Here is a 26,344-nt window from a genome sequence, read left to right as displayed (position 1 = left end):
TTACGATTTTTATTTGATGTTGAAAATCTGCTCTAAAATCTTAATTGTAATCAAATAGGTTGGTTTTACACCTGTAGTTCCCAATCCGCCAGAAGCCAAAGTACTTCCAGTTTCCAAAGGGTTATCTGATGCGTAGTAAGCATAACGAACTTTAATATCCTGTGGCACACTTTTTCTAATTTTAGATGCCGATTGAATTGCTTTTTGGTAATAAGAACCTTCCATTTCAAGACCAATTACACCCCAGGTTGATTCGTGAAAGAATTTCAACAAATCTCTGTTTTGCAATGAAGTTCCTAAAACGGTTACCATTGCTCCTTCGTAAATATCGATATCATTTCCTTCAAACATGGCTCCTGTAAGTTCATTTTCAAAGAAATAATTATCTGCTGTTCCTTCGTTGATATGCGCTGTAGGAATCATGATATCTCCTTTTCCACCTTCCAAAATTCCGGCTTTTCCCATAATAGAAACCGATTTTACATTTAGTAAAGTTTCTTTTTTAAATGGTTTTAAAAGCTCATCGATTGTTTCATATGCCTGTTCTCCAAAAGCGTAATCCATTACAATGATTACTGGTTTCTCTTCACCCACATTTGCATGTGAAAAAGCTGTTTTTGACCAGTCAATTTTAGCAGTATCAAAAATCTGAACGTCTATGTTAGTTCCAGAAGAATCTGGTAACGAAATCATTCCGTTTTTAAACGCTAATTCTTCAACCTGGCTTCTAATTTCTTTAGATCCAGAGCTGCTTAATTCTTCATAAATAAAGAAATCTGTTTTGCCTTTAAATTTAGTTTTCAACAAAGGAGTCGCAAAAATCGAATTCATCACACTGTGCATGTTTGCACTAATTACATGAATTGGTCTTTGCAGTAAATCATTTGCTTTTAAAACCTCTTTTATATTTGTTGCCCAGATTTCTCCGTGAATATGGTGTCCAAGACGTTCACGCAAAACCGGACTAAAAGTAATTGTTCTTTTGTTGTTTTCAACAATTTCTTCGATAGCCAATTTTCCTAACCAATAAATTACGTGCAAGAAACGATCTGGCGCATTTTCTGAACCAAAAGCATCATAAATATCTAAAACTTCTTCGAAAGTTCTAGCTAAGATATTAGCAACATGAGAAATAGCTTTTTCTTTTTCAACCTGAGAAAGCTTTTTGGTTTGCATTACAGCTTGTTCCAATTTCTGCCAATCCCGAGAAACTTCTCCCCCATCGTCTACTAAAACTCTATTTTTGATTTTATGCGATTCAATGAAAATGAAAGTCAAATGTGTTAGAATATCGTATATGTCAGAACGTCCACGAGTGATTTCTACGTTCATTTGTTCTTCGTCGATTCTGTAGCAGTTTCTTCTTCTTTTTGGAGGAACAATCGGCTGGAAATGCGACTTAGAATAACCTTCGTCTGAGGTTAAATTGATAAAACGGCATTGTTCAATCCCGATTGGAAGACGCTCAATAACGTATAAAAGTCCGTTTAACTCTACTTTTTCTTCTGCAATATTCCCGTATATTTCAGGACGTAATGCTAATAATGATTCTCTTAAACTATCGCCAGAAACTCCCATTGGTTTGTAAAAACCACGGTTGAATAAATGGCGCATTGTAATGTACATTTTTTCGATAGCCGCAGAAGATTCCTGCGCTCTTGATCTTGATATATGTTTGGTTTCTTTCATTCTTTATTATTTTGTAAATTCAAATGTAAACAAATACACGCCATACCGTGTATCTACAACATTATTTTTTAAAAATCATTTTATTTTGATTTATCTTCTGACTTAAATTTATCCTTTGTCCAATTTTCTGGATTTGAAACAATATAATCAGAAATTCTTTGATAATCATCATTGCTTCTAATGATATTATCATAAAATAATTTTTGCCATTGATGTGAATATCCTAATCTATTCGCATGTTTGGTCACAGCAGATTTATAGGATCCTACAATAGACGAAATGGTATTTTTTCCAATATTTTGAAATCGTTTAGATCCCGGTTTTTCCGATAGAGACAGGTCATGCCCTGTCTGTAATACAATATTGGCGTCATCTATATCATTTATATTATTCTCATCATCCAAATCAATATTATTTTGTCTATCAATAATCAAAATTCCGTGAATATGATTCGGCATTACCACAAAATCGCCTAATTCAACGTTATTATGGTGACTAGGAATTTGATGCCATAATAGATCGGCAATAATTCCGACATGTGACAAAATCATTTTTCCATTTTGAATTTCTCCAAAATAATGTTTTCTGTCCTGTGTGCAAATTGTTATAAAATAGGCTCCATTCCAGCCATAATCCCACCATTGAGCTCTTATTGAAGAAATACGGTATTTATTTTGAAACTTTCCTTGACTCATTTAATTTTCATTTACTTATTCATCCTAATTTATATGAATAAGTAAACTGCTTAATCTTGGAAATATTATTTTATTTTGTAAGATTATCCGCAATATTTCTATCGTTAGATAATCTCGGAATTTTATTCTGTCCGCCCAGTTTTCCTTGAGATTTCATGTAATCTTGAAATCCGTTTTTAGAAACTTTCGTGACCACAACTTTTCTTAAAACATTTCCAGTAATTAAATCGTCGTAATAAATATTCTGCTTTCGCATTGAATTGTCAATTGTTTCAGCAAAAATTTCCATGTTTTCTGGTTCATGTTCAAATTCAATCAGCCATTCATGATACGGAAGTCCGCTAGACGGATTAATCTGTGGTGCAACCGTAAATTCGTTAATTACAATATTGGTTTCAGCTACAGCTTCTTTCATAGCATTTTCCACTTCATTGGCAATTACGTGTTCTCCAAAAGCCGAAATATAATGTTTGATACGTCCGGAAACTATCACACGATATGGAGCTAAAGATGTAAACTGAACAGTATCTCCAATATTATAACGCCAAAGTCCTGCGTTGGTAGAAATTATAAGAACATAATTTACGCCTATTTCAACTTCGCCAATAGTCAATGCCTTTGGGTTTTCCTCAAAGAATTCATCTGCTTTTATAAACTCGTAAAAAATTCCAGAATTCAATAACAGAAGCATTCCTTTTTCTTTCTGTGAATCCTGATAAGCAAAAAAACCTTCAGAAGCCGGAAACAATTCGATACTGTCAACTTTTCTGCCAATCATGTTTTCAAATTTGGCACGATAAGGCTCATAATTAACACCTCCGTAAATAAACAAATTGAAGTTTTTGAATATTTCGCCAATCTTTTTTCCGTCGCTTTTTTGCTGTAAACGTTCAAAATACATCTGAACCCAAGATGGAATTCCCGAAATAACCGACATATCTTCTTTTATTGTTTCGTCTACAATCGCATCTACTTTGGTTTCCCAATCTTCAATACAATTGGTTTCCCAAGATGGCATTCTGTTTTTCTGTAGATATTTAGGAACAAAATGCGCTACAATTCCTGAAAGTCGACCGAATTTAATTCCGTATTTTTCCGTCAGAATTGGGCTTCCTTGCAGAAAAATCATTTTTCCATCGACAAAATCGGCATTTCCAGTTTCGTTAACATAATGCAGAATCGCATTTCGAGCCGCTTCTATATGATACGGCATCGATTCTTTCGTTAGCGGAATAAATTTGGCTCCCGAAGTTGTTCCCGAAGTTTTGGCAAAGTAAAGCGGTTTTCCGTTCCAGAGAATGTTTTCTTCACCTTTTACAACCTTTTCTATATATGGTTTTAAGTCTTCGTAATCTCGTACCGGAACGTTTTTTTGAAAATCTGCAACCGTTGTTATTTGATTAAAATGATGATCTTTTCCAAAATCGGTTTCAGTAGCACTTTTAATTAATTTTTGAAAAACCTTTTCTTGTGTTTCAACCGGTTTTTCTGCCCATCTAAGCGTTTGTTTATATATTTTTCTGGCAAATATTTTTGCCGCAATTGACTTAATTGACATTTTGAGTGGTATTATTTTTTATCACTTTTCTTTTTGTCTTGAGATTTTGCCTTTAACTCCTTTTCGGTTGCAGAGACATCTTCTCTTAATTTTATTTCAGCTTCTGATGCTTTCATGTTTAAATCTGAAGCATCTTCAAGAGATTCTGTTACTATCGAATCTTTATTAAATTTTGAATATTCCAATTCTCCTCTTAAAACTTTCTGAATGCCTTTTATGTAAGCTTCATTCTGTTTTAAAGCTGTTTCCAGCGAATCTGACTTTATAGCCAATCGGGTTGCATTTCTCTTTAATTCTGTCGAAGAATATCCTGGAATAAATTCGCGAAGCGGCGTAAAAGCAATAATGAAAGTTGTTACTAAAATTAAAAAAATACCTCCTAAAGTAAACGTTACAAAAACATTCATTAAAGTAAGTCTAAAAGAAAAAATTTCTTCAAAAGTATCTTCATTTAAAATTACCAGACGATTTTTTATGAATAATTTTTTTCTTAAATTTTTTTTCTTCTTTTTAGCCATTGTACTTCATTATGCTAGCAAATATAGTAATTAATCATCATGATAATGATCTGGAAAATTCTATGAAAAGCTATAATTTACTATTTTATAAAATATTTAACGTGGTCTGCAACAAATATTTTAAACTAAAAATACTTCTATTTCGTATATTTCTATATACCTTTGCGGGATAATTTAGAAAAACAATTTGCTTCGGCATTAAATATAATAGTCATGGGAAGATTAGGTCTTACAGAAATCCTTGTTATCGTAGGTATTGTGATATTACTTTTTGGAGGTAAAAAAATTCCAGAATTAATGAAAGGTTTAGGAAGCGGAATTAAGGAATTTAAAAACGCTGCTAAAGACGATCAACCTGCTGCTTCTAAAAAACAAGAGGAAGAAACAAAATAAGAAATTCGAAAACTTATTAAAAATCCCAGATTACAATAGTAGTCTGGGATTTTTTTTATTTGATTTATTTACATTTTTCTTTATCAAAAATCGTTACCAATTGCTCCAGCAATGTTCTAAGCTTAAAATCTTCCTTTCCGATTGCTTCTATAAGTTTAGGACAATCTGAAAAAGCTTCCCTCGACATTTTTCTCAATAGAGATTCTGTTCCTATAGCTCCAACGGTATTAGCAGTTGTAAAATATCCAAAAACCAATGCATCGCTGTTTTTCTTTCCGAAAAAATAAGAACTACTAGATGAACTTACAATTGTACTAGTTCCTCCTGCATTTGGTCTTATAGTTCCAGCATCGCGAATAACGCCGATTTTAACATCTTTATCATAAATAACATTAAACCATAATTTCTTTTTAGATTTCGAAAATTTTCCTGTCAAAATGTTTGCTGTAGTTGCATACAAAGCTTCTACCGTAGTAATGCATTCTTCTTCATCAAAATATTCTATTTTCTTTACTTCTGTACTTGCTATTTTTTCTTTTTTAGCGCTTTCATCTGTTTTAAAACTTATTTTAGAATCTTCACTCTTTACCAATTCGGCAAAACCTGTTTTTTTTGTTCCATCTTCCATATACAAGATAACCTTGTAAAAATTAGCGTGGCCAATAGAAGTAAATAATAGGGTAATTAAAATTAAAATGCTTTTTTTCATAATTTGGGGTTTATATTTTCCTACAAATATATATTTTACAAAGATTCTTTTATCATATAATTTGTGTTAAATGAAAAACTCCCAAATTACAAATATAATTTTGGGAGTTTTTATCTAATGATTCCAGTTTTTTGGAGTTTGGAATATCTAAAATTTCATTTTTTAAAGTATCATCGTCAGCTGAATACGTTTTCTATCCTCATCAACTTCGGTAACTTTTACATCAACATGCTGGTGCAATTTTACAACTTCATTTACATCGCTTACAAATCCTGCTTTTAACTGCGAAATATGCACTAAACCACTTTCTTTGATTCCGATGTCAACAAAACAGCCAAAGTTGGTAATGTTATTAACAATACCTGGTAATATCATTCCGGTTTTCAAATCTTTGATTGATTTTACGTTGGCATCAAATTCAAAAACCTTAGCCGACTTTCTCGGGTCTAATCCAGGCTTTTCAAGCTCTTTTATAATGTCTTTTAGGGTAAGCAAACCAATTTCAGGTGTAATATAGTTTTCAGCTTTAATTAAGGCTGTTTTCTCTTTGTTTGCAATTAAGTCATTTACCGAGATTTTCAAATCTTTTGCCATCTTCTCCACAACTGGATAAGCTTCTGGATGCACCGCCGAATTATCCAACGGATTTTTAGCATTTGTAATTCTGATAAACGCTGCTCCTTGTTGATAGGCTTTATCTCCTAAACGTGGCACTTTTTTCAGTTGTTTTCTATCTTCAAAAGGTCCATTTTCAGAGCGGTATTGTACAATGTTTTCCGCCAGCTTCTCCCCGATTCCACTCACATAACTTAGCAAATGTTTACTTGCCGTGTTGATGTTAATTCCAACCGAGTTTACACATCGAATAACCGTATTATCTAATTCTTCTTTTAATTTCGTTTGATCAACATCGTGCTGATACTGTCCTACTCCAATGGCTTTCGGATCAATTTTTACCAATTCGGCCAACGGATCTGAAAGTCGTCTTCCGATAGAAACCGAACCACGAACCGTTACATCATAATTAGGAAATTCTTCTCTCGCAATTTTAGAAGCCGAATAAACAGAAGCTCCTGCCTCAGAAACAATAAAAACCTGAATTGGTTTATCAAAAGCTATTTTTTTGATAAAAAATTCCGTCTCGCGTGAAGCTGTTCCATTTCCGATAGAAATGGCATCAATTTGATAGGCATTTACCATAGAACGAATTTTCTTTATTGCCATAGTTTCCTCATTTTGAGGCGCGTGCGGATAAATCGTTTCATTGTATAACAAATCGCCTTTTTCATCTAAACAAACCACTTTACAACCACTTCTAAATCCAGGATCGATTGCCAGAATACGTTTTTCTCCTAACGGTGGAGCTAGTAATAACTGACCCAAATTGTTAGCAAATACCTGAATAGAATTGGCATCAGCTTTTGCTTTTGCTTCCTGCAGCGTTTCGTTTCCAATTGCTGGATTCAATAGACGTTTATAACTGTCTTCAATTGCGAGTTGTAAATGGGCCGTTGTATTATTTTGTTTTTTAATGATAATCTCATCGATAACATCGTAAGCATCATCAATATCAACATCAATTTTCATTTTTATAAAGCCTTCATTTTCTGCACGAAGCATCGCTAATAAACGGTGCGCCGGTGTTTTGGTTAGCGGTTCTTCCCAATCAAAATATTGACTGAATTTTTGTGCTCCTTCTTCTTCAGCCTTCTTTTTAACCACTTTTGTACCGATAGTTGCTTTGCGTTGAAACAATCTTCTAAGTTGTTTACGAACATAGATATTCTCATTGATCCATTCTGCAACAATATCTCTCGCCCCTTGCATTGCCGCTTCTTCATTTACAACGTTGTCATTCAAATATTGTGTCGAGATAAAATCAACATCAACATCGCTTTCCGACATAATGATTTTAGCCAAAGGTTCTAAACCAAATTCTCGTGCAACATCTGCTTTTGTTTTTTTCTTCTTTTTATATGGAAGATAGAAATCTTCAATTTCTTGCAAATCAAAACTATCTTCAATTTTTTTCTTCAATTCTGGCGTAAGTGCCTTTTGTTCTTCTATCGATTTTAGAACTGCTTCTTTGCGTTTTATAAGCGTATCATAATCTTTTTGAAGTTTTGCAATCAGCTCTATTACAGTTTCATCCAGATTACCGGTAGCGTCTTTTCGATAACGTGAAATAAACGGAATCGTACAATCTTCTTCTAATAATTTTACGGTGTTTTGAATACTGACTGCCGGTGCCTGAACTGACTTGGCAATGAATTGAATGTTAGTCATAGTTTTAATGAAATAAATTCTTAATTTTAAAATGATACATTTTACTTGTTAAAAAACGAAGTATGTAATCAATTAGTTTGCTAAAATAATATCTTTGTTTTTAATTTTTAGCCTATGAAAGTTTTATTACTATATATTTTATTTGTAAACTGCTTTACCTTCATACTTACCGGCTATGATAAATTTCAGGCCAGAAGGCATAAAAGGCGGATTCCTGAAATTGTACTGTTTTTCCTTGCTTTTGTTGGTGGTACAATTGGGTTATTAACAGGAATGTTTTTCTTTAGACATAAAACGGGAAAAATCACATTTATTATGAAATTCTCTTATGTTATTATTGTGCAGATTGTTGTTATCTACCTAAAATTAACCCATAGTATTTAGATATTAACATTGTTAATAACTCTAAAAACGGTATTTTAAATATTTCTATTTCAATGTTTTAAAAAATAAAAACCGGTCGAATTATTAAAAATCCGCCCGGTTTGTTTATTTTTTCTGGTGCGAAGCACCGATTTTTTTTGAACTTTTTATGCGCAAGCAATTTTATTGACTCTATTTTGATGTCTTCCACCTTCAAAAGCTGTATCTAAGAAAGTTTCAACGATTTCAACAGCTTGGTGAATAGATGTAAACCTCGCCGGAATACTTACAATGTTTGCGTCGTTGTGTAAACGAGTTAAATACGCAATTTCTTTAGTCCAGCATAAACCAGCTCTTACTTTAGGGTGTTTATTAACAGTCATTGCAATTCCGTTACCGCTTCCACAGATTACGATTCCAAAATCAGCTTTTCCTTCAGATACATCATTGGCAACGGGATGTCCAAAATCTGGATAATCTACAGAAGCATCCGTATCTGTACCATAATTAGTTACCTCATATCCTCTAGCTTTAAGCATCTCAACAATTGCTTTTTTATATTCTGGACCTGCGTGATCGTTTCCTATCGAAATTTTCATTTTTAATACTATTAAGTTGTGTATTGCAAATTTACTTAATAATTATATGTTTGCCACGAATTACACTAATTTTCACTAATTTCTTTTAAAATCTAGAGTTTTAAACATTCTTAAAATTCAAAATTTTAATTGTTGTACGTTTTTGAAATTCGTGGCAAAAAAGCAGCATTATATAACTATCTTAATTTCAAAATCTTATACGTTATCAACAATTTTAATAACTTCATAAGTATCTCATAATCAATAAATAATATTCATAATATTTGTTAAAATTTTGAGGTGTTAATACGGGTTCGTAATTCGTTGATATTCAGTTAACTTTAAATTAACAGAAAATGTTAATAAGTTCGAAAAGAAAATTAGAAGTTTTTTTTGGATGTTTGGAAAAAATACCTAATCCAAAACTGAAATTAAATATGCAAGAAAAGTTTCGTGAATTTTTGGAAAAGTTATCAATATCAAAAATACCATTTTCAACAGAAATCAACATATCAACTTATCTACAAAATCAATTCATTTTTGGTTGTCAACGGTTGTTAATTAAAATACAAAAAGTCTTATAAATTAATCATTTAACCAAAAATAACTATGTTGATAACTCAGAATAAATAAGTAAAACGAGATTTCAATGACTTCAAAAATAAATTTATTCGACATATTAACACGCTATAATAACAACCAAATTTTTTTAAATTTTAAAAATCTTTTTTTTTTGTATTTAATATATGTTGAAAACTAAAAAAGTTTAAAAAGAAAAAATTTTATTTTGAATTGAATTTTAACCTGATTCAAAATTGAATTTGAATTTTGAAATTGATTTCTGTTTCAGACAATTTTGAGTGGATTGTTGAGATTGTCCAGAATTTCCTGAACGTGTTCGAAATCGTTTGGATGAACTTTGAGCTTGATTCCGCCCAAGGCATTGGAGTAAAATGGCATGACGGAGAGCGTCATTTCGTTTTCAAAAAAGTATGGAATTCCTTCCTGTTCCAGTAAGTGTTTGAGAATTACGGTTTCGTGCAGATAATTGAATACGGCAATCGTTTTAAAGCTTCCCATTTTAGGTCTTTTTGTAAATGTACGAAAAGTTACATTTTTAATAATTCTATTTCTTAAAAAGTATTATTTGGTATCTTATTTGTAATTTTAAACCTTATAAGAAAAGATATATGAGTAAGAAAATTAGAAAGCCGATAAAAAAAGAGAAGGATTTCTCTGGAAAAATTATAAAGATTTTATCGCAAAATGCTAATAAACCATTCAATTATAAACAAATAGGAGCGAAGCTTGAAGTTGATGATACCAATAGTAGAAATCAGATCATAAAAGAACTAAAAATTCTGGCTTCGCAAAAGAAAATTATAGAAACAGAACCTGGAAAATATTTGATTAAAGCAGTAAGCCAGGATTATTACGAAGGAACAATAGATATGACGAGTAGAAAAACGGCATATTTTATTTGTGATGAATTTGAAGAAGATGTTTTTATTCCGACCAATAATTTGAATCGTGCGTTAGACAAAGACAAAGTAAAAGTTTACGTTTATAACAGAAGAAAAGGAAAAAGACCTGAAGGTGAAGTAATTGAAGTTCTTGAAAGAGATAAAACAGAATTTGTTGGTGTAATTGATATGCAGCCTAATTTTGCTTTTGTTTCGACTGCAAATCCTAAAATGTATACCGATATTTTTATTCCAAAAGATAAAATTGGTGAAGCAGAAAACGGTGATGTAGTTTTAGTGAAGATTGAAGATTGGCCAAAAAGAGCAGATAGTCCGTTTGGATCTGTAATTCGTGTTTTAGGAAAACCTGGAGAACATAATACAGAAATTCATGCCATTTTAGCAGAGTACGGTTTACCATCTGATTTCCCTGTAGAAGTAGAAGTGTATGCACAAAAATTAGATACTTCGATCCAAGAATCTGAGATTGCAAAACGTCGTGATATGCGTGATACTCTTACGTTTACGATTGACCCGAAAGATGCAAAAGATTTTGATGATGCCTTGTCTTTCAAAAAGTTAGAAAATGGAAATTTTGAAATCGGAATTCATATTGCGGATGTTTCGTATTATTTGGAAGAAGGAACAATTTTGGATGATGAAGCGTATCAAAGAGCAACTTCAGTTTATTTAGTCGATAGAGTAGTACCAATGCTTCCTGAAGTTTTATCGAATTTTGCGTGTTCACTTCGTCCAAATGAAGAGAAATACACATTCTCTGCTGTATTTGAAGTTTCTCCGACAGCTCAGGTTATTAACCAATGGTTTGGAAGAACTGTAATTTATTCGGATCAACGTTTTGCTTATGAAGAGGCTCAGCATATTATTGAAACAAAAGGAAATAATACAATTCCGGTTGATATTTCAATCACTGGAGATTCTTATGTTGTTTCAGATGAAATTGTTGAAGCTACTTTAAAACTAGATGAATTAGCTAAGATTTTAAGAAAGAAGAGAATGCAGCAAGGTGCCATTTCTTTTGATAAAGTCGAAGTGAAATTCAATTTGGATGAACAAGGAGAACCAGAAGGTGTTTATTTCAAAATATCAAAAGATGCCAATCATTTGATTGAAGAATTTATGCTTTTAGCCAATAGAAAAGTGGCTGAATACATTGGAAAACAAAAGAAAACCTTTGTGTATCGTATTCACGATGAACCAAATGAAGACAAATTGATTGCTATGCAAACCGTTATCGCTAAGTTTGGTTATAAGATAGATTTTAGAAATAAAGGTGATATTGCTAAATCACTGAATTCTTTAATGGAAGAAGTAAACGGTAAGAAAGAACAAAATCTTATTGATACTCTTGCCATTAGAAGTATGAGTAAAGCCAAATATTCGACAGATAATATTGGCCATTATGGTTTAGCTTTTGATTATTATAGTCATTTTACATCGCCAATTCGTCGTTATCCAGACGTTATGGTACACCGTTTGTTGCAGTATTATTTGGATGGAGGAGCTTCTGTAGATGAAGAAACCTATGAAACCAAATGCTTGCATTGTTCGAACATGGAAAGTTTAGCTACAAATGCGGAGCGAGATAGTATCAAATACATGCAGGTTAAATACATGCAGGATCATCAGGACGAAGAATTCCTTGGGGTTATTTCTGGTGTTACAGAATGGGGAATTTATGTTGAAATCGTTTCTAACAAATGCGAAGGAATGGTAAGAATCAGAGAAATAAAAGATGATTATTATACTTTCGACGAAAGACAATATGCTTTGGTAGGAGCTACGTCAAACCGTTTATTGCAATTAGGAGACGAGATTTACGTTAAGGTAAAAAATGCCGATTTAGTTAAAAAACAACTTGATTTTCATTTTTTACGAAGAGCAGAATAAATATTAATTTAAAAATAAAAGTATGAAAAAGTTAATTATAGGAGTGGTAATTTTATTTGCACAAATGTCTTTTGGTCAGGTTACCAAAGAATTAGGAGATTTTGATACCGTAAAAGTTTACGATAAATTAAGTGTAAAACTAGTTCCATCATCTGAGAATAAAATTGTTATAAAAGGAGCAAGAGAAACAGAATTAGAAGCTGTTAATAAAAACGGTATTCTGAAATTGAGAATGCCATTTCCAAAACTTTTGTCAGGAAACGATCTTGATGTAACTTTGTATTATAAACATTTAGAATTAATCGATGTTAATGAAGGTGCTTTAGTTACAAGCAAAGAAACTATAAAAGCAACTTCGTTTAAAGTAAGTGCACAAGAAGGTGGAAAAATTAACGTAGATTTGAATGTTGATAAACTAAAAGTAAGTTCAGTTTCTGGTGGAGAAATCACTGCAACTGGTAAAGCAGATAACCTTGATGCAGGTTTAGGAGCGGGAGGATATTTCCTTGGAAGTAAATTAGCCACTTCTCAGACCAAAGTAAGCGTTTCTGCGGGCGGAAAAGCCGATGTTAATGCTTCGACCCTTGTTGATGCAAAAGTGAGCGCAGGAGGCTCTATTTACATTTATGGAAAACCAAAACAAATAAACCAAAAAACAGTTTTCGGTGGTAAAATCGAAGAAGTAAAATAACAAGTCGTATTTTGATGATAAATGATATTTTGGCTGGACTGCCATGGGGACTTTTTCTAAGCTTTATGGTAGGTCCGGTATTTTTTATACTATTAGAAACCAGTATTACCAAAGGATTTCGAGCTGCATTAGTTTTTGACTGCGGCGTAGTATTAGGTGATATTTTTTTTATAGCAATTGCTTATTTAGGAAGTTACAGATTGATTTCTAGTTTAAAAGATAAGCCTGCACTTTTTATCTTTGGTGGTATAATAATGCTCGCTTACGGTATTATTTCTTTCGTAAGACTTAAAAACGAAGAGAAAATTGATGATGAAGAAATAGATCGTGATATTATCAAAAGAAATTACGGAAGTTTATTCGTAAAAGGCTTTTTACTTAACGTTATCAACATTGGTGTTTTAGGCTTTTGGCTTGCCGTAATTATTTCAATCGGTCCAAAATTACAAATGCAGACTCCAAGAATGATGACTTTTTTTGCTTCTGTAATTGTTGCTTATCTGTTAGTAGATTGTATTAAAATTCTATTAGCCAAACAATTAAAATCGAAAATGACTCCGACTAATATTCTTAAAATCAAAAAAGGAATTAGTATTGTTTTAATGATTTTTGGATTAGCGTTAATAACTCAAGGCTGGTTTCCAGGAGAAAAAGAAATGGTTAAGAATGCTTTCGAAAGAATAGAGAAGAAGTAGTTGTTAATAACTCAAATTATATCAAAAAAGCCTCTGATTTTCAGGGGCTTTTTTGTGTTTATAAGTGTTAATTGTCATTGCGAGGAACGAAGCAATCGTACTAATATAAGTTTATTAATACTGATTTACTTAGTGCGATTGCTTCGTTCCTCGCAATGACTAAAAAATTAAACATAAAAAAACTTCAAAGTAATTTGAAGGTTTTGAGGTATCGTCCGGATTTGAACCAATATCTTTAATTAGTTTTTTCTAAAAATTAAACATAAAAAAAAGAGACACATTTCTGTATCTCTTTTTGAGGCATCATACTGATTTGAACCAATATCTTTAATTAATTTTTTCTAAAAATTAAACATAAAAAAACGAGATACATTTCTGTATCTCGTTTTGAGGCATCGTTCGGATTCGAGCCAATATCTTTAATTAATTTTTTCTAAAAATTAGACATAAAAAAAAGAGACACATTTCTGTATCTCTTTTGAGGCATCGTCCGGATTCGAACCGGAGTAGGAGCTTTTGCAGAGCCCAGCCTAGCCGCTCGGCCACGACGCCATTACTTGAACGGATGGCAAAAGTAACTAAAATCTTTAAATTTCAAAAGTTTCAAATGAACTATTTTAAAAAAATACAGATTTAATTGCAATGATTACTTTCTAATTTCCGTCATTTTTATAGTAACTGACTCAACATCACCACCAATAGGAGGATTAACTTTTGAAACCCAAACTGTTGTTTTTTCTACTGTTTCTATCTCTGCCAGCACGCGAATATTGATTCTTTTAGCAACATGTTCCAATAAATGCGAACGAATTGCCATTTCTTCCGTCACAATTTTATTCAAATGAACGTAGTCAACAGTGTCTAAAAGATGATCTGTTTCGGCTGATTTCTGTAAATTGGTTTTAATTTTTAGATCCACAGTGTAATCAGATCCAATTTTTCCCTCTTCAATTAAACATCCGTGGTAAGAAAAAGTACGGATATTTTTAAGTTTAATAACTCCCATTTTATCTTGTTTCAAGTTTAAAGTTTCAGGTTTTGCGCTAGTTAAATAACTTTAAACCTGAAACCTGAAACCTTTTTTTTATCTTTGCTAAAATTACTATAAAATAATGGCATCAGAAGAGAAATCACTCAATTTTATTGAACAAATCATAGAGGAAGACGTAAAATCAGGTCTTTCAAATACTAAACTTCGCTTTCGTTTTCCACCAGAACCTAATGGTTATTTACACATTGGGCACGCAAGTTCTATTGCTTTAAATTTTGGTTTAGGAATTGATTATCAATCTCCTGTGAATTTACGTTTTGATGATACAAACCCTGAAAAAGAAGAACAGGAATTTGTTGATGCTATTAAAAAAGATGTAGAATGGTTAGGATATACTTGGGCAGAAGAATGTTATGCTTCAGATTATTTCCAACAATTATACGATTGGGCAGTTTTATTAATTAAAAAAGATAAAGCTTATGTTGATAGTCAATCTTCTGAAGATATGGCAGTTCAAAAAGGAACTCCAACAACTCCAGGAACTGATAGTCCGTATAGAAATCGTTCAGTTGAAGAAAACTTAGATTTATTCGAAAGAATGAAAAATGGTGAATTTGAGGCTGGTACACATATTCTTCGTGCAAAAATTGACATGAAATCAACAAATATGTTGATGCGTGATCCTATCATGTACAGGATTTTACACAAACATCACCATAGAACTGGAGATGCTTGGAAAATCTATCCAATGTACGATTGGGCACACGGACAAAGTGATTATTTAGAGCAAATTTCTCACTCATTTTGTACGCTGGAATTCTTGCCTCACCGCGAATTATACGATTGGTTTTTAGATCAGATTTTTGATGATAATAAATTGCGTCCAAAGCAAAGAGAATTTGCAAGACGTAACTTATCACACACAGTTGTTAGCAAAAGAAAATTACAGCAACTTGTTAAAGAAAAGCATGTTAACGGTTGGGATGATCCAAGAATGTCAACTATTTCTGGGTTAAGAAGACGTGGTTATACAGCTGCTTCTTTGCGTAATTTTGCTAACACAATTGGTATTGCAAAACGTGATAATTTGATCAATGTATCAGTTTTAGAATTCTGTATTCGTGAAGATTTAAACAAAATTGCACCTCGTGTAATGGCTGTTTTAGATCCTGTAAAACTGGTAATTACTAATTATCCAGAAGATAAAGAAGAGTGGTTAGAAGCTGAAAACAATCAAGAAGATGAAAATGCAGGTTTCAGAAAAGTACCTTTTTCTCGTGAATTATACATTGAAAGAGAAGACTTTTTAGAAGAAGCTCCAGCTAAATATTTCCGTTTGACTTTAGGAAAAGAAGTGCGTCTTAAAAATGCCTATATCATTAAAGGAGAATCAGTTATAAAAGATACTGAAGGCAATATTACTGAAATTCATGTAACTTATGATACCGATTCTTTAAGCGGAAGCGGAACAGAAGCAAGCCAAAGAAAAGTATCTGGAACCTTACATTGGGTTTCTATAAAACATGCTTTAGAAGCAGAAGTTCGTTTGTACGATCGTTTGTTTACTGATGAAGCTCCAGACAGTTATAAAGAGAAAAACTTCTTAGATTTTGTGAATCCAAATTCGTTAGAAATTGTTACTGGATATGTTGAACCAAGTTTATCAACAGCTCAAAATGAAGATAAATTTCAGTTTCAACGTTTAGGATATTTTACTGTTGATAAAGACTCAACTCCTTCAAAATTAGTATTTAACAAAACAGTTGGATTGAAAGATGCTTGGGAAGAAAAAGGTAAGAAAGAAGAAAACAGCATCAATAATTCTTTAAAAGAAATCAACAAATATTTCAAAGTTGAAAGTAAACCAGAGCGAATTGCAATTGAAAGTGCAATAGGGGAGAACATCAAAAATGTTTCTAGTTTCTCTTTGATGCAGAATTCATTAAAGAAAAACATCAACAATAATAAGGCTTCGCTGTTGTTTTCTCAGTTTATTTTGAAGTATTCAAGCTGGAAATCTACAGATTTTGAAGAAGAAGATATTAAGAAATTATATTCAATGTCTTTAAAAAGTGAATCTACTTATGTAAGATCAAAAGCACTTTTGAACTTAAGAGATATTGAAAACGAAAGTTTAAGAAATCAGTTTGATGATGAAATTTTGAAATTATATTCAAATCCACCAAAAAATGCTTCGGAGAGAGAAATTGAAATTCTTTCTGAAATGGTGAAGAAGTAATATCAACTAAATTTATGAAAAGCGCTTTTATAAGCGCTTTTTTTTATTATATATATTTACTATCGAAATTTATAATTTTATAATTTTTATAGATTAAAAGTGACTTTCATAAATCGATTTTAATGAAAAATAAAAAAATGTTGGATAACCAATTCATTCTTTTAATTTAAGTTTATTAAAACTCTTCAATTCAATTTTTTGCTTTTTTTACTCCCAATTTTTCGATCAAAGTTTATAATATAGTTTTAAATGATTTTATTAGTATTTTTAATTGATTGTATTTATTATTTATAAAAGATATGATAATTGAAATTTTAATCAATTTTATATATTAAAAATAACATTCATAAATAGTTTTTAAGCTAAAATAAAAAATGGTCGAACAGAGAAGATGTTTTTTAATTTTTCATTCATTAAAACTCTTTATTTAAATTTTAGAGTTTTTTTGCGTCAATTTTCTTTTCAAAAAACTAAAATTAAAGTTTTTTCTTATTTTTTTAGTTTTTTACTTCATTTTGCATATTTATAAGTTTTGGTTATCATTTTGTATAAAATTTAGTTTTTATTTATTATTTATAAAACTAACTATAAAGTTTAAAACTATAGCTTTTTATTATTTTTTAGTTTTTTGATTTCGATTTTTTATTCATGAATTTTAATTATTAATTTTTATAAAACTAAGTTTTTAATTATTATATATAAAAATGATTTTAAATTTAATTTTAATAGTTTTTATAGATTAATTTCGACTTCAATAAATTGATTTTAAAGCAATTTTTAATATCATTTGATAGATAACTCCTTTTTTAAATTATTGCTTATTTATGAGTCTTATTTTAATTTTAGCTGTTATTTTGGTCAGTTTAACGGCTTATTAACATGCAATTCTTCCAAAAACTGTTATTTTTAGCGTAAAGTAGAAGTCAGAGATGATTTTTATCAAAAATTAAAATTTGCCGTTAAAGAATCTAATCTGAAATTTATTGTTTTTAAAAACTCGTAATTTTTATTGCAGTAGATTTTCAAAACCGATTTCTTGAAAAGACAATTTTATGTTCTCATTTTTATTGTGATGTAATTTTGATAATATTTCTCGTAAAAGGTATTTTTCAAATTGTATCATAATTCAAAAAATTCCATAATCTTGAATTGTGAAAATTTAGTTTTTAAATTTCAAATCTGATCATTTTTAATTTAAATCTAATTATCATGAAAGTATTATATTTTACACTAGCGGTGTTATTTGCAAATGTTGCAATTTCACAAACACATCAAATTACAAAACACAATGGTGAAAGTCTTGATGTAAATTTCATTAAATCAGAAAATGGTTTAGTTTATTATTCAAATGTTGGAAGTTCTGAGGAAATCAAAATCAGTAAACATGCTGTTTCATCTATTACAAATAAACAGACAAAACAGACTCAAAAAATTTCTGATAAAATAGTTGTAGATTCAAAAGACGATTACAAAATGGTAACTGTTTTACCTCAGGAAAAGACAATAGGACTGAAGCAGACAGGAACATTTACTGGAGTCTCGACCAAGACAAAAGGTGAACCGCCTATTGCAAATGAGAAACAAACTGCTATGAGAATTAAAAGTAAGTCGGCTTCAAGTGGTTCGCCATTCGTTAGTATAGCTGAGAAAGATGGTAAATACGAGGCTACAACGTATGTGTATTAATTATATTGTTAATTTTTTGTAAATTACAATTAATCAGAAATTTATAAGTTCAAAAAAGAGTATCTTTAAGTAATAATTTAAAATTGTAATATCATGTCTAAGAACTTAAATACAGCAGCGGCAATTTTAGCTGCAGCAGCTGCAGGAGCAGCAATCGGAATTTTATTTGCACCGGATAAAGGATCTAAAACCAGAGCAAAAATAAAAGAAGGTATAGATGATGCCAAGCATAACATAAAAGACTCTTTTGATGCTAGTTCTGAAGTTCTTCGTGAAAAATTTACAAGTGCAACTCAAAATCTTGATGGAACTTTAAATGAATTACTTTCAAATGTTAGTCATAAAACAGAAGAAGTGATTACTTTTTTAGAATCTAAATTGGCTGAATTAAAAGCGCAAAACGCTAAGCTTCAAAAATAATAACAATTACAAAGGGCACATTACTTGCTTATTTTTATAAGGAAGTTTTGTGCTTTTTTATTTTTTAAAATTCCAATTATGCCTTTCGAAGAATTAAAAGAAAATACAGAGAAAATTCAGGAACAGACTAAAGTTTATATTGACAGTCATTTAGCTTATTACAAACTTTGGGGTTTTAAAGTGGCAATGAAATCAACAACTTTAATTTTTAAGTTTACTTTGATTTTAGTTTGTTTTACAATGGTTTTAATTTTTGGATCTTTTGCTGCAGCATATGCTTTTGGTTCTTTGTTTGAAAGTAATGCACTTGGATTTTTAGCAGTAGGAGGGATTTATCTTTTCTTTACTATTTTGCTTTTCTTTATAAAAGATAAAATGGTTGAAGGTCCGATTTTAGAGAAATTTTCAGAAATCTTTTTTAATGATTAATTACTATGGAAAAGAAAAAATACTCATCTTATGCTGAAATTGATAGAGATTTAGAAATTCTGAAATTAGAAAAAGAAATCAATTATCAGAAATTGGTTTTGAGTTTTCAGAAAACTAAAGAAAGCATTACACCACAAAATATAGTAAACGGATTTGTTTCATCTTATACAGGTTATGTCAAAAAATCGTTTCCACAAATTTTACAATCCATTTTACCTTTTGTTATCAATTGGTTTATAAATAAAAAAAGAGGCAATTAAGCCTCTTTTTCATTTATTATTATTGTTGAACATCTGGTTGAATGTCATCTTCATAACCTGATTGTCTTTGAATTGGTTTTGGTTTCTCTACTTTTTTAGTGTTCTTTTTCATCATTTCGCCAACTTGGTTTGAAGCTGAGAATGAAGCAACCATATTATTCAGCATATCGCTTCCGGCTTGTGGAGAATTTGGAAGAAGAATTAAGTTTGAATTGGTATCTGATCCAATAGATTGTAAAGTATCATAATGTTGCGTAACTACAATTAGGGCAGAAGCTTCTTGAGAATTAATGCCAACTTGGTTCAAAACTTCAACACTTTCTACAAGACCTCTTGCAATTTCGCGACGTTGGTCTGCGATACCTTGTCCTTGTAAACGTTTACTTTCTGCTTCGGCTTTTGCTTTTGCAACAATTCTAATTCTTGAACTTTCAGCCTCAAATTCTGCAGCCGTTTTTTCTCTATCAGCAGCATTGATTCTGTTCATTGCATTTTTTACCTGAATGTCTGGATCAATATCAGTAACCAAAGTATTGATGATATCATATCCGTAAGTAGACATTGCTTCGTTCAATTCGCGTTTTACTGCAACCGCAATATCATCTTTTCTTTCAAAAACATCATCCAATTTTAGTTTCGGAACTTCTGCACGAACAACATCAAATACATAAGAAGTAATCTGATCGTGTGGATATTCTAGTTTATAAAATGCTTCGTAAACTTTATCCTGGATTACTTTAAACTGAACTGAAACTTTCATTTTGATAAAAACGTTGTCTCTAGTTTTAGTTTCGATGATAACATCCAACTGTTGAATTTTAAGATTTACTCTTCCGGCCAATCTATCAACCATCGGAATTTTAAGTTGTAATCCTGAATTTCTAACACTTTGAAATTTTCCAAAACGCTCAATAATTACAGAAGATTGTTGTTTTACAGTAAAGAAAGACGACATAAAAATGAAGAATGCCAATACTAAAAAGATAATTAATGCTGTGTTCATGGTTATTTAATTTATATTTATGATTCTGGTAAATTACGAAAATTCTTCTAAATTAAAATTATCAAACATTAAAAAAACGCTAAGAACATTTTAATGATGTTACTTAGCGTTTCGTTTTTTTGAACCATTAAGGCATTAAGTAAATTAAGTCAAGCTTTGGCAAGATAATTAAGCTAAGCTTTATGAACTTAAAAACTTATTTTTTTACCATTTTGTTGAGCTTAATTTTCTTAATGCCTTAATGGTAAATTAAATTATTTTATAATGTTGAAATTGCTTTCTGAATTCTAGAAATAGTTTCTTCTTTTCCAACAATTTCTACAATATCAAATAGGTGGGGACCTTTTAAAGCTCCAACTAAACTAAGACGGAAAGGTTGCATAACTTTACCCATTCCAATTTCGTTTTTAGTCAACCAATCTTTTACAATTGTTTCAATATTTGCTGATGTAAAATCTTCGATATTTTCTAAAACAGAAATCAATTCTTGCATTAAAGCTGGAGTTTCTTCTTTCCAATTTTTGCTTGCTTTCTCATCATAAGATGTTGGTGCTTGGAAAAAGAAATCTGTTAATTCCCAAAAATCAGAAACGAAATTGGCTCTTTCTTTAATTAGTGATACAATTCTAGTTGTCACTTCGAGCGGAGTTGAGAAGCCTTTTTCTACTAAAATAGGAGAGAAGGTTTTTGCTAAATCTGAATCATTTTGTTTTACTAAATATTGGTGATTGAACCATTTGTTTTTCTCAGGATCAAATTTAGCTCCAGCTTTATGAACTCTGTTCAAGTCAAAAGATGCAGCCAATTCTTCTAGAGAATATATTTCTTTGTCAGTTCCATCATTCCATCCAAGTAAAGCAAGGAAGTTTACAACAGCTTCAGGGAAAAATCCTTTTTCTCTGTAACCTGATGAAACACCTTCTTCTGTTTTCCATTCTAAAGGAAATACTGGGAATCCCATTTTGTCTCCATCTCTTTTTGATAATTTACCATTTCCAACTGGTTTCAAAATCAAAGGTAAATGAGCAAATTCTGGAGCGTCCCAACCAAATGCTCTATATAATAAAACGTGAAGTGGCATAGATGGTAACCATTCTTCTCCACGAATTACATGTGAAGTTTCCATCAAATGATCATCAACAATATTGGCTAAATGATATGTTGGCATTCCGTCACTTTTAAACAAAACTTTATCATCCAAAAGATTGGTTTCAAACTTAACATCACCACGAATGATATCTTTCAAATGTAAAGTTTCATCAACCGGAGTTTTAAAACGGATCACATAATGTTCTCCATTTGCAATTCTCTTCGCAGTTTCTTCAGCAGAAATTACTAAAGAAGTATCTAATTTTTCACGATTGTGATGATTGTAAATAAATGTTTTTCCTTCAGCTTCGTGTTGTTTTCTATGTGCATCTAAAGCTTCTGGAGTATCAAAAGCATAATACGCCCAACCAGAATTTATTAATTGATCGGCATATTGTTGGTAAAGATCTTTACGTTCGCTTTGTCTGTATGGACCAAATTTTTCATTTTTTCCAACAGTTTCTTCAGGAGCAATTCCTAACCATTCAAGAGCTTCCATAATGTAAGCCTCTGCACCAGGAACAAAACGAGTCTGATCTGTATCTTCAATTCTCAGATAAAAAACTCCGTTATGTTTCTTTGCAAATAAATAATTAAATAGGGCAGTACGAACTCCGCCAATATGTAATGGTCCAGTCGGACTTGGTGCAAAACGCACACGAACTTGCTTTGACATTTGTTTAAATTTTGATGCAAAGATACGACTCTGAATTAGAAAATTAAGTAATGAGAAAATTAGATAATTTCTTGTGTTAAGCTTAATTGACTAATTTTCTAATTGAATATTATCTAATTAATAATTACTACTTTTATAGGTTATAATTAAAAGAGATTTATTTTGAAGACATCATCTGCAATATATCAAAAGCTCGAGGCTTTCATTAAGAAATATTATACCAACGAATTGATAAAAGGGATCTTACTTTTTACCGGTTTTGGTTTATTATATTTTTTGTTTACGCTTTTTGTGGAATACTTTCTTTGGTTAAAACCATTAGGAAGAACTTTTCTTTTTTGGATTTTTATTGCTGTTGAAGTTTTCCTTTTGGTTCGTTTAATTCTGTTTCCATTATTCAAATTATTTAAACTTCAAAAAGGAATTGATTATTCTCAAGCTTCAAAAATTATCGGAAATCATTTCACAGAAGTGAGCGATAAGCTGACGAACTTTTTACAATTGTCTTCAGAAAATAATGCTGAAAATTCAGAATTAGTTTTGGCTTCAATAGAACAAAAGGCAAATTCATTGCAACCAATTCCATTTGGAAATGCAATCAATTTTAAAGCAAACAAAAAATATTTGCCATTAGCTTTAGTTCCAATTTTGCTTTTTGCAGTGTTTTATATTTCTGGAAATAGTAATGTAATTTCTCAAAGTTTGAATAGAGTAGTGCATTTTAATTCTGCATTTTTACCACCAGCTCCTTTCAAATTTGTTGTTCTGAATTATAATTTGCAGGCAGAGCAAAACAAAGATTTCGTAATCAAAATGGAATCTGTTGGAAACGTAGTTCCAGAAAATGTGATGATTCATATTGGTAACGAAAGTTATTTTATGGAATCTTCTCAACCTGGAAAGTTTGAATTTAAAGTGGAGAAACCAGCAGAAGATATTCGTTTTTCTTTTGAAGGAAATTCAGTTCTTTCAGAAGAATATGATTTGAAAGTTATCACTGTTCCGTCAATTGCAAACTTCGAAATGGTTTTGAATTTTCCTTCTTATTTAAAGAAAAAATCAGAAATAATTCAAGGAACTGGAAACGCAATTGTACCTGAAGGCACAACCGTAACTTGGAAAATGAATACCAAATCTACCCAAGAGGTAACATGGAAAAGAGATAATGAGGTATTCAAGTTTAATAAGGTAGAAAATGAGTTTAAATTGGCTAAAAATATTAGTCAAAATACAGAATATCAAATTCTTACGTCAAACGATAAGGTTAAAAACTACGAAAAATTAGACTATCAGCTGTCTGTCATAAAAGATCAGTATCCAACCATCAATGTAGGGCCTGCACCAGATAGTTTAAAGCTAGATAAGAACTATATTTTAGGAAGATTAGGTGATGACAACGGACTTTCGAAACTTCAAATTGTATACTACGAACGTAACAAACCACAATCTGCTAAGCGTGGAAACATTCCTGTGAAGGCTGGAGTATTTGATCAATTCGTTTTTAATTTTCCAAGTAACCTTCCAGTTGAAGAAGGTGTTTCATACGAATACTATTTTGAAGTTTTTGATAACGATGCACCACACGGATTTAAGAGTACAAAGTCTTCTACGTTTTCAGATCGTGTAGCTACGACAGATGAAATTCAAGATCAAGAATTACAACAGCAAAATAATAATATCAATAGTTTATCTAAATCTTTGAAGAACCAAACGAAGCAGATTTCTGAAATGGATAAGCTTCAAAATACAGGAAAAGAAAAAGACAATTTAGAGTTTAAAGATCAGCAGAAGATTAGTGATTTCATCAAACGTCAGAAACAACAAGACGAAATGATGAAGCAGTTCTCTGAAAAAATGAATCAGAATCTAGATAAGTTTAAAGACGATAAGAAAGATAAAACGGCTGAAGATTTACAAAAGCGTTTAGATAATGCACAGAAAGATTTAGAAAAGAATCAGAAATTATTAGACGAATTAAAGAACTTGAATGATAAATTAAACAGCGAAGAACTGTTTGATAAAATGGAAAAGTTCAAACAAATCAGTAAAAACCAATCTCGTAATTTAGAACAATTGGTGGAGTTAACCAAGCGTTTTTATGTTTCAAAGAAAGCAGAACAAGTTGCTGAGAAATTAAATAAACTGTCAGAACAACAGGAACAGTTATCAAATAAAGAAAAAGAAAACACTAAAGAGAAGCAAGATGAAATCAATAAATCTTTTGATAAGATTCAGGAAGATTTAAAAGATTTGAAAGAGGAGAATAAGACTTTAAAGAAACCTCTTGATATTCCATCAGATGCTTCTAAAGAGAAAGATGTAGACAATGATCTGAACAAAGCTTCTGAAGAATTAAGTAAAAAGAATACTTCTGGAGCTAAGCCAAAACAGAAGAGTGCGGCTAAGAAAATGAAAAACATGGCTCAGGAAATGCAGAGCGAAATGGAAGGTGGGGAACAAGAACAATTAGAAGAAGATGTTGCCATGCTTCGTCAGATTCTTGATAATCTTCTAGCTTATTCTTTATCACAAGAAGATGTGATGAAACAGTTTAAAGCAATGAAATTGGGTTCGTCAACCTTTACAAAGAATATCAAGATTCAGCAGAATTTGAAACAACAGTTCAGACATGTTGATGATAGTTTGTTTGCCCTTTCATTACGTAACCCAAAGGTAGCAGAAGACGTAACTAAAGAAATTGGAAATGTGCAATACAACATGGACAAGGCAATTGAAACCTTAACCGATGTTCAGATTCCTAGAGGAGTTTCACACCAACAATATGCAGTTTCATCTGCTAATAAGTTAGCCGATTTCTTAAGTGATTTATTAAATAATATGCAGATGTCAATGGCTAAACCAGGAGCAGGAAAACCAAAACCGGGAGACGGACAAGGAATGCAATTGCCAGATATTATTCAGAAACAAAAAGGTCTTGCCGATAAGATGAAAGACGGAATGAAATCTGGACAACAGCAGGGTGATAAACCAGGTGAAGGAAAAGATGGAAAGTCTGGACAAGGACAAAGTGGTCAAGGGAAAGACGGTCAGGGGAAAGAAGGACAAGGAAACAAAAGTGGAGATAAAGGTTTTGGTAAAGATGGTAAGAATGGTAAAGGAGAAAAGAACGGTAATGAAGGTGAAGATGGAGAAGGAGATGCAGAAGCTATCATGGAGATTTACAAAGAGCAAGTTAAACTGAGAGAAGCATTGCAAAAAGAATTAGCAAAGAAAGGTTTGGACTCTCAAGGTAAATCTATAATAGATCAAATGAAGCAATCTGAAAAGCAGATTTTAAATAAAGGTTTTAAAAATGAGAACTTGCAACGTATACTAAATATCCAGCAAGAATTATGGAAATTGAACAACGCAGTTCAGCAACAAGGGCAAGATACACAAAGACAATCTGAAACAAATAAGGCTGAATTTACAAATCGTTCGAATGCTTTACCTAGTTCACTATTGGATTATTTAAACAGTGTAGAGATATTAAACAGACAATCACTACCTTTGCGCTCGAATTTTAATCAAAAAGTTCAAGAATACTTTAATACAAAATGATAAATTTTAATTACGAAACAGATTTTACTTTAGGAGACGAGCAGGCTTTTAGCGATTGGCTAAGTGCTGTTATTGTTTCTGAAAAGAAGAGTGAAGGAGAAATCAACTATATATTTTGTGATGATGAATATCTACATAAGATCAATGTTGAATATCTAGATCACGATACACTTACAGATATTATCAGTTTTGATTATACTGTTGGTAACGAGTTGAATGGAGATATTTTTGTTTCTGTAGAACGTGTTGCAGACAATGCAAAAGACTTCAATGTTTCATTTGCAGAAGAACTTAAAAGAGTACTGTCTCATGGTATTCTACACTACTGTGGATACAAGGATAAGACAGATGAAGACGCTCAATTAATGAGAGCAAAAGAAGAAGAAAAGATGAAGATGTTTCACGTGGAACAGTAATTAAACTTCTTTTATAAAATAAGTG

General features: G+C 31.4%; 23 protein-coding genes and 1 tRNA gene. 12 read left to right on the top strand and 12 right to left on the bottom strand.

Going from position 1 to position 26,344, the window contains the following annotated elements; genetic code table 11:
- Positions 1-9: 9 nt before the first annotated feature.
- The 4 genes from K6T82_RS13520 to K6T82_RS13505 all read right to left on the bottom strand — a co-directional run bounded on the left by K6T82_RS13520 (position 10) and on the right by K6T82_RS13505 (position 4,460).
- Positions 10-1,689, bottom strand: coding sequence for a DUF6909 family protein (locus K6T82_RS13520; protein ID WP_223706524.1), 1,680 nt, complete (start codon positions 1,687-1,689; stop codon positions 10-12).
- A gap of 80 nt (positions 1,690-1,769) precedes the next feature.
- Entirely contained in the window at positions 1,770-2,384 is a 615-nt protein-coding gene (locus tag K6T82_RS13515; RefSeq protein ID WP_223706522.1) for a transposase, read from the bottom strand.
- 70 nt (positions 2,385-2,454) lie between these two features.
- Positions 2,455-3,942, bottom strand: a complete 1,488-nt coding sequence (locus K6T82_RS13510) for a GH3 auxin-responsive promoter family protein (protein WP_223706520.1) — start codon at positions 3,940-3,942, stop codon at positions 2,455-2,457.
- A gap of 11 nt (positions 3,943-3,953) precedes the next feature.
- Positions 3,954-4,460: a peptidase gene (locus tag K6T82_RS13505; protein ID WP_223706518.1), complete on the bottom strand. Its 507-nt coding sequence runs from the start codon at positions 4,458-4,460 to the stop codon at positions 3,954-3,956.
- A gap of 213 nt (positions 4,461-4,673) precedes the next feature.
- On the opposite strand from K6T82_RS13505, the gene K6T82_RS13500 reads away from it, so the two are divergent.
- A complete protein-coding gene (locus K6T82_RS13500) occupies positions 4,674-4,853 on the top strand; it encodes a Sec-independent protein translocase subunit TatA/TatB (RefSeq protein WP_008465789.1) in 180 nt (59 codons plus the stop codon).
- Positions 4,854-4,917: 64 nt separating this feature from the next.
- Here K6T82_RS13500 and K6T82_RS13495 read toward each other — a convergent pair whose 3' ends face one another.
- Both K6T82_RS13495 and K6T82_RS13490 read right to left on the bottom strand, forming a co-directional pair.
- Positions 4,918-5,562, bottom strand: a complete 645-nt coding sequence (locus K6T82_RS13495; RefSeq protein ID WP_223706516.1) for a hypothetical protein — start codon at positions 5,560-5,562, stop codon at positions 4,918-4,920.
- A gap of 162 nt (positions 5,563-5,724) precedes the next feature.
- Positions 5,725-7,848, bottom strand: a complete 2,124-nt coding sequence (locus tag K6T82_RS13490; protein ID WP_223706514.1) for a Tex family protein — start codon at positions 7,846-7,848, stop codon at positions 5,725-5,727.
- A 114-nt stretch (positions 7,849-7,962) separates the two neighbouring features.
- On the opposite strand from K6T82_RS13490, the gene K6T82_RS13485 reads away from it, so the two are divergent.
- Complete coding sequence (locus tag K6T82_RS13485) at positions 7,963-8,232, top strand: DUF1294 domain-containing protein (RefSeq protein WP_223706512.1); 270 nt, start codon at positions 7,963-7,965, stop codon at positions 8,230-8,232.
- Positions 8,233-8,378: 146 nt separating this feature from the next.
- Here the strand turns inward: K6T82_RS13485 and rpiB are convergent, their stop codons facing one another.
- The gene (rpiB, locus tag K6T82_RS13480; protein ID WP_008465784.1) at positions 8,379-8,810 is read right to left on the bottom strand and encodes a ribose 5-phosphate isomerase B; all 432 of its coding nucleotides are present in this window, start codon (positions 8,808-8,810) and stop codon (positions 8,379-8,381) included.
- Positions 8,811-9,635: 825 nt separating this feature from the next.
- The gene (locus tag K6T82_RS13475) at positions 9,636-9,869 is read right to left on the bottom strand and encodes a putative signal transducing protein (RefSeq protein ID WP_223706510.1); all 234 of its coding nucleotides are present in this window, start codon (positions 9,867-9,869) and stop codon (positions 9,636-9,638) included.
- A 110-nt stretch (positions 9,870-9,979) separates the two neighbouring features.
- On the opposite strand from K6T82_RS13475, the gene rnr reads away from it, so the two are divergent.
- Genes rnr through K6T82_RS13460 form a run of 3 tightly spaced genes read left to right on the top strand, consistent with a single transcriptional unit; the run spans position 9,980 to position 13,549 of the window.
- Positions 9,980-12,163 carry a ribonuclease R gene (rnr, locus tag K6T82_RS13470; RefSeq protein WP_223706508.1) on the top strand — a complete coding sequence of 728 codons (2,184 nt, stop codon included), beginning with the start codon at positions 9,980-9,982 and terminating at the stop codon, positions 12,161-12,163.
- Between the two features lie 22 nt (positions 12,164-12,185).
- The gene (locus K6T82_RS13465) at positions 12,186-12,854 is read left to right on the top strand and encodes a head GIN domain-containing protein (protein WP_223706506.1); all 669 of its coding nucleotides are present in this window, start codon (positions 12,186-12,188) and stop codon (positions 12,852-12,854) included.
- Between the two features lie 14 nt (positions 12,855-12,868).
- Positions 12,869-13,549, top strand: coding sequence for a LysE family translocator (locus tag K6T82_RS13460; RefSeq protein ID WP_223706504.1), 681 nt, complete (start codon positions 12,869-12,871; stop codon positions 13,547-13,549).
- A 481-nt stretch (positions 13,550-14,030) separates the two neighbouring features.
- On the opposite strand, the gene K6T82_RS13455 is transcribed toward K6T82_RS13460, so the two are convergent.
- Both K6T82_RS13455 and folB read right to left on the bottom strand, forming a co-directional pair.
- Positions 14,031-14,101, bottom strand: a tRNA-Cys gene (locus tag K6T82_RS13455).
- Between the two features lie 94 nt (positions 14,102-14,195).
- Positions 14,196-14,555: a dihydroneopterin aldolase gene (gene folB / locus K6T82_RS13450; RefSeq protein ID WP_223706502.1), complete on the bottom strand. Its 360-nt coding sequence runs from the start codon at positions 14,553-14,555 to the stop codon at positions 14,196-14,198.
- Positions 14,556-14,661: 106 nt separating this feature from the next.
- Between folB and K6T82_RS13445 the strand changes: the two genes are divergently transcribed.
- The 5 genes from K6T82_RS13445 to K6T82_RS13425 all read left to right on the top strand — a co-directional run bounded on the left by K6T82_RS13445 (position 14,662) and on the right by K6T82_RS13425 (position 19,574).
- On the top strand, positions 14,662-16,779 hold the full coding sequence (locus K6T82_RS13445; RefSeq protein ID WP_223706500.1) for a glutamine--tRNA ligase/YqeY domain fusion protein: 2,118 nt from the start codon (positions 14,662-14,664) through the stop codon (positions 16,777-16,779).
- Positions 16,780-17,988: 1,209 nt separating this feature from the next.
- Entirely contained in the window at positions 17,989-18,465 is a 477-nt protein-coding gene (locus K6T82_RS13440; protein ID WP_223706498.1) for a hypothetical protein, read from the top strand.
- Between the two features lie 93 nt (positions 18,466-18,558).
- Complete coding sequence (locus K6T82_RS13435; RefSeq protein ID WP_223706496.1) at positions 18,559-18,885, top strand: YtxH domain-containing protein; 327 nt, start codon at positions 18,559-18,561, stop codon at positions 18,883-18,885.
- A gap of 78 nt (positions 18,886-18,963) precedes the next feature.
- Positions 18,964-19,314, top strand: a complete 351-nt coding sequence (locus K6T82_RS13430) for a competence protein (protein ID WP_223706494.1) — start codon at positions 18,964-18,966, stop codon at positions 19,312-19,314.
- A 5-nt stretch (positions 19,315-19,319) separates the two neighbouring features.
- Positions 19,320-19,574: a DUF6327 family protein gene (locus tag K6T82_RS13425; protein ID WP_223706492.1), complete on the top strand. Its 255-nt coding sequence runs from the start codon at positions 19,320-19,322 to the stop codon at positions 19,572-19,574.
- A 19-nt stretch (positions 19,575-19,593) separates the two neighbouring features.
- Here the strand turns inward: K6T82_RS13425 and K6T82_RS13420 are convergent, their stop codons facing one another.
- Complete coding sequence (locus K6T82_RS13420; protein WP_223706490.1) at positions 19,594-20,577, bottom strand: SPFH domain-containing protein; 984 nt, start codon at positions 20,575-20,577, stop codon at positions 19,594-19,596.
- 259 nt (positions 20,578-20,836) lie between these two features.
- Positions 20,837-22,342: a glutamate--tRNA ligase gene (gene gltX / locus K6T82_RS13415; RefSeq protein WP_223706487.1), complete on the bottom strand. Its 1,506-nt coding sequence runs from the start codon at positions 22,340-22,342 to the stop codon at positions 20,837-20,839.
- A gap of 162 nt (positions 22,343-22,504) precedes the next feature.
- On the opposite strand from gltX, the gene K6T82_RS13410 reads away from it, so the two are divergent.
- Positions 22,505-25,903, top strand: a complete 3,399-nt coding sequence (locus K6T82_RS13410) for a hypothetical protein (protein ID WP_223706485.1) — start codon at positions 22,505-22,507, stop codon at positions 25,901-25,903.
- Positions 25,900-26,319 (top strand): rRNA maturation RNase YbeY, encoded by a 420-nt coding sequence (ybeY, locus tag K6T82_RS13405; protein WP_144216437.1) that lies wholly within the window; start codon positions 25,900-25,902, stop codon positions 26,317-26,319. Before K6T82_RS13410 ends, ybeY begins: the two co-directional genes overlap by 4 nt.
- The last annotated feature ends 25 nt before the right edge of the window (positions 26,320-26,344 follow it).

This window comes from Flavobacterium potami (assembly GCF_020026915.1).
Taxonomy (GTDB): Bacteria; Bacteroidota; Bacteroidia; order Flavobacteriales; family Flavobacteriaceae; genus Flavobacterium; species Flavobacterium potami.
The sequence above is the reverse complement of the archived record's forward strand: the minus strand, read 5'-3'. Positions and strand labels throughout refer to the sequence as shown.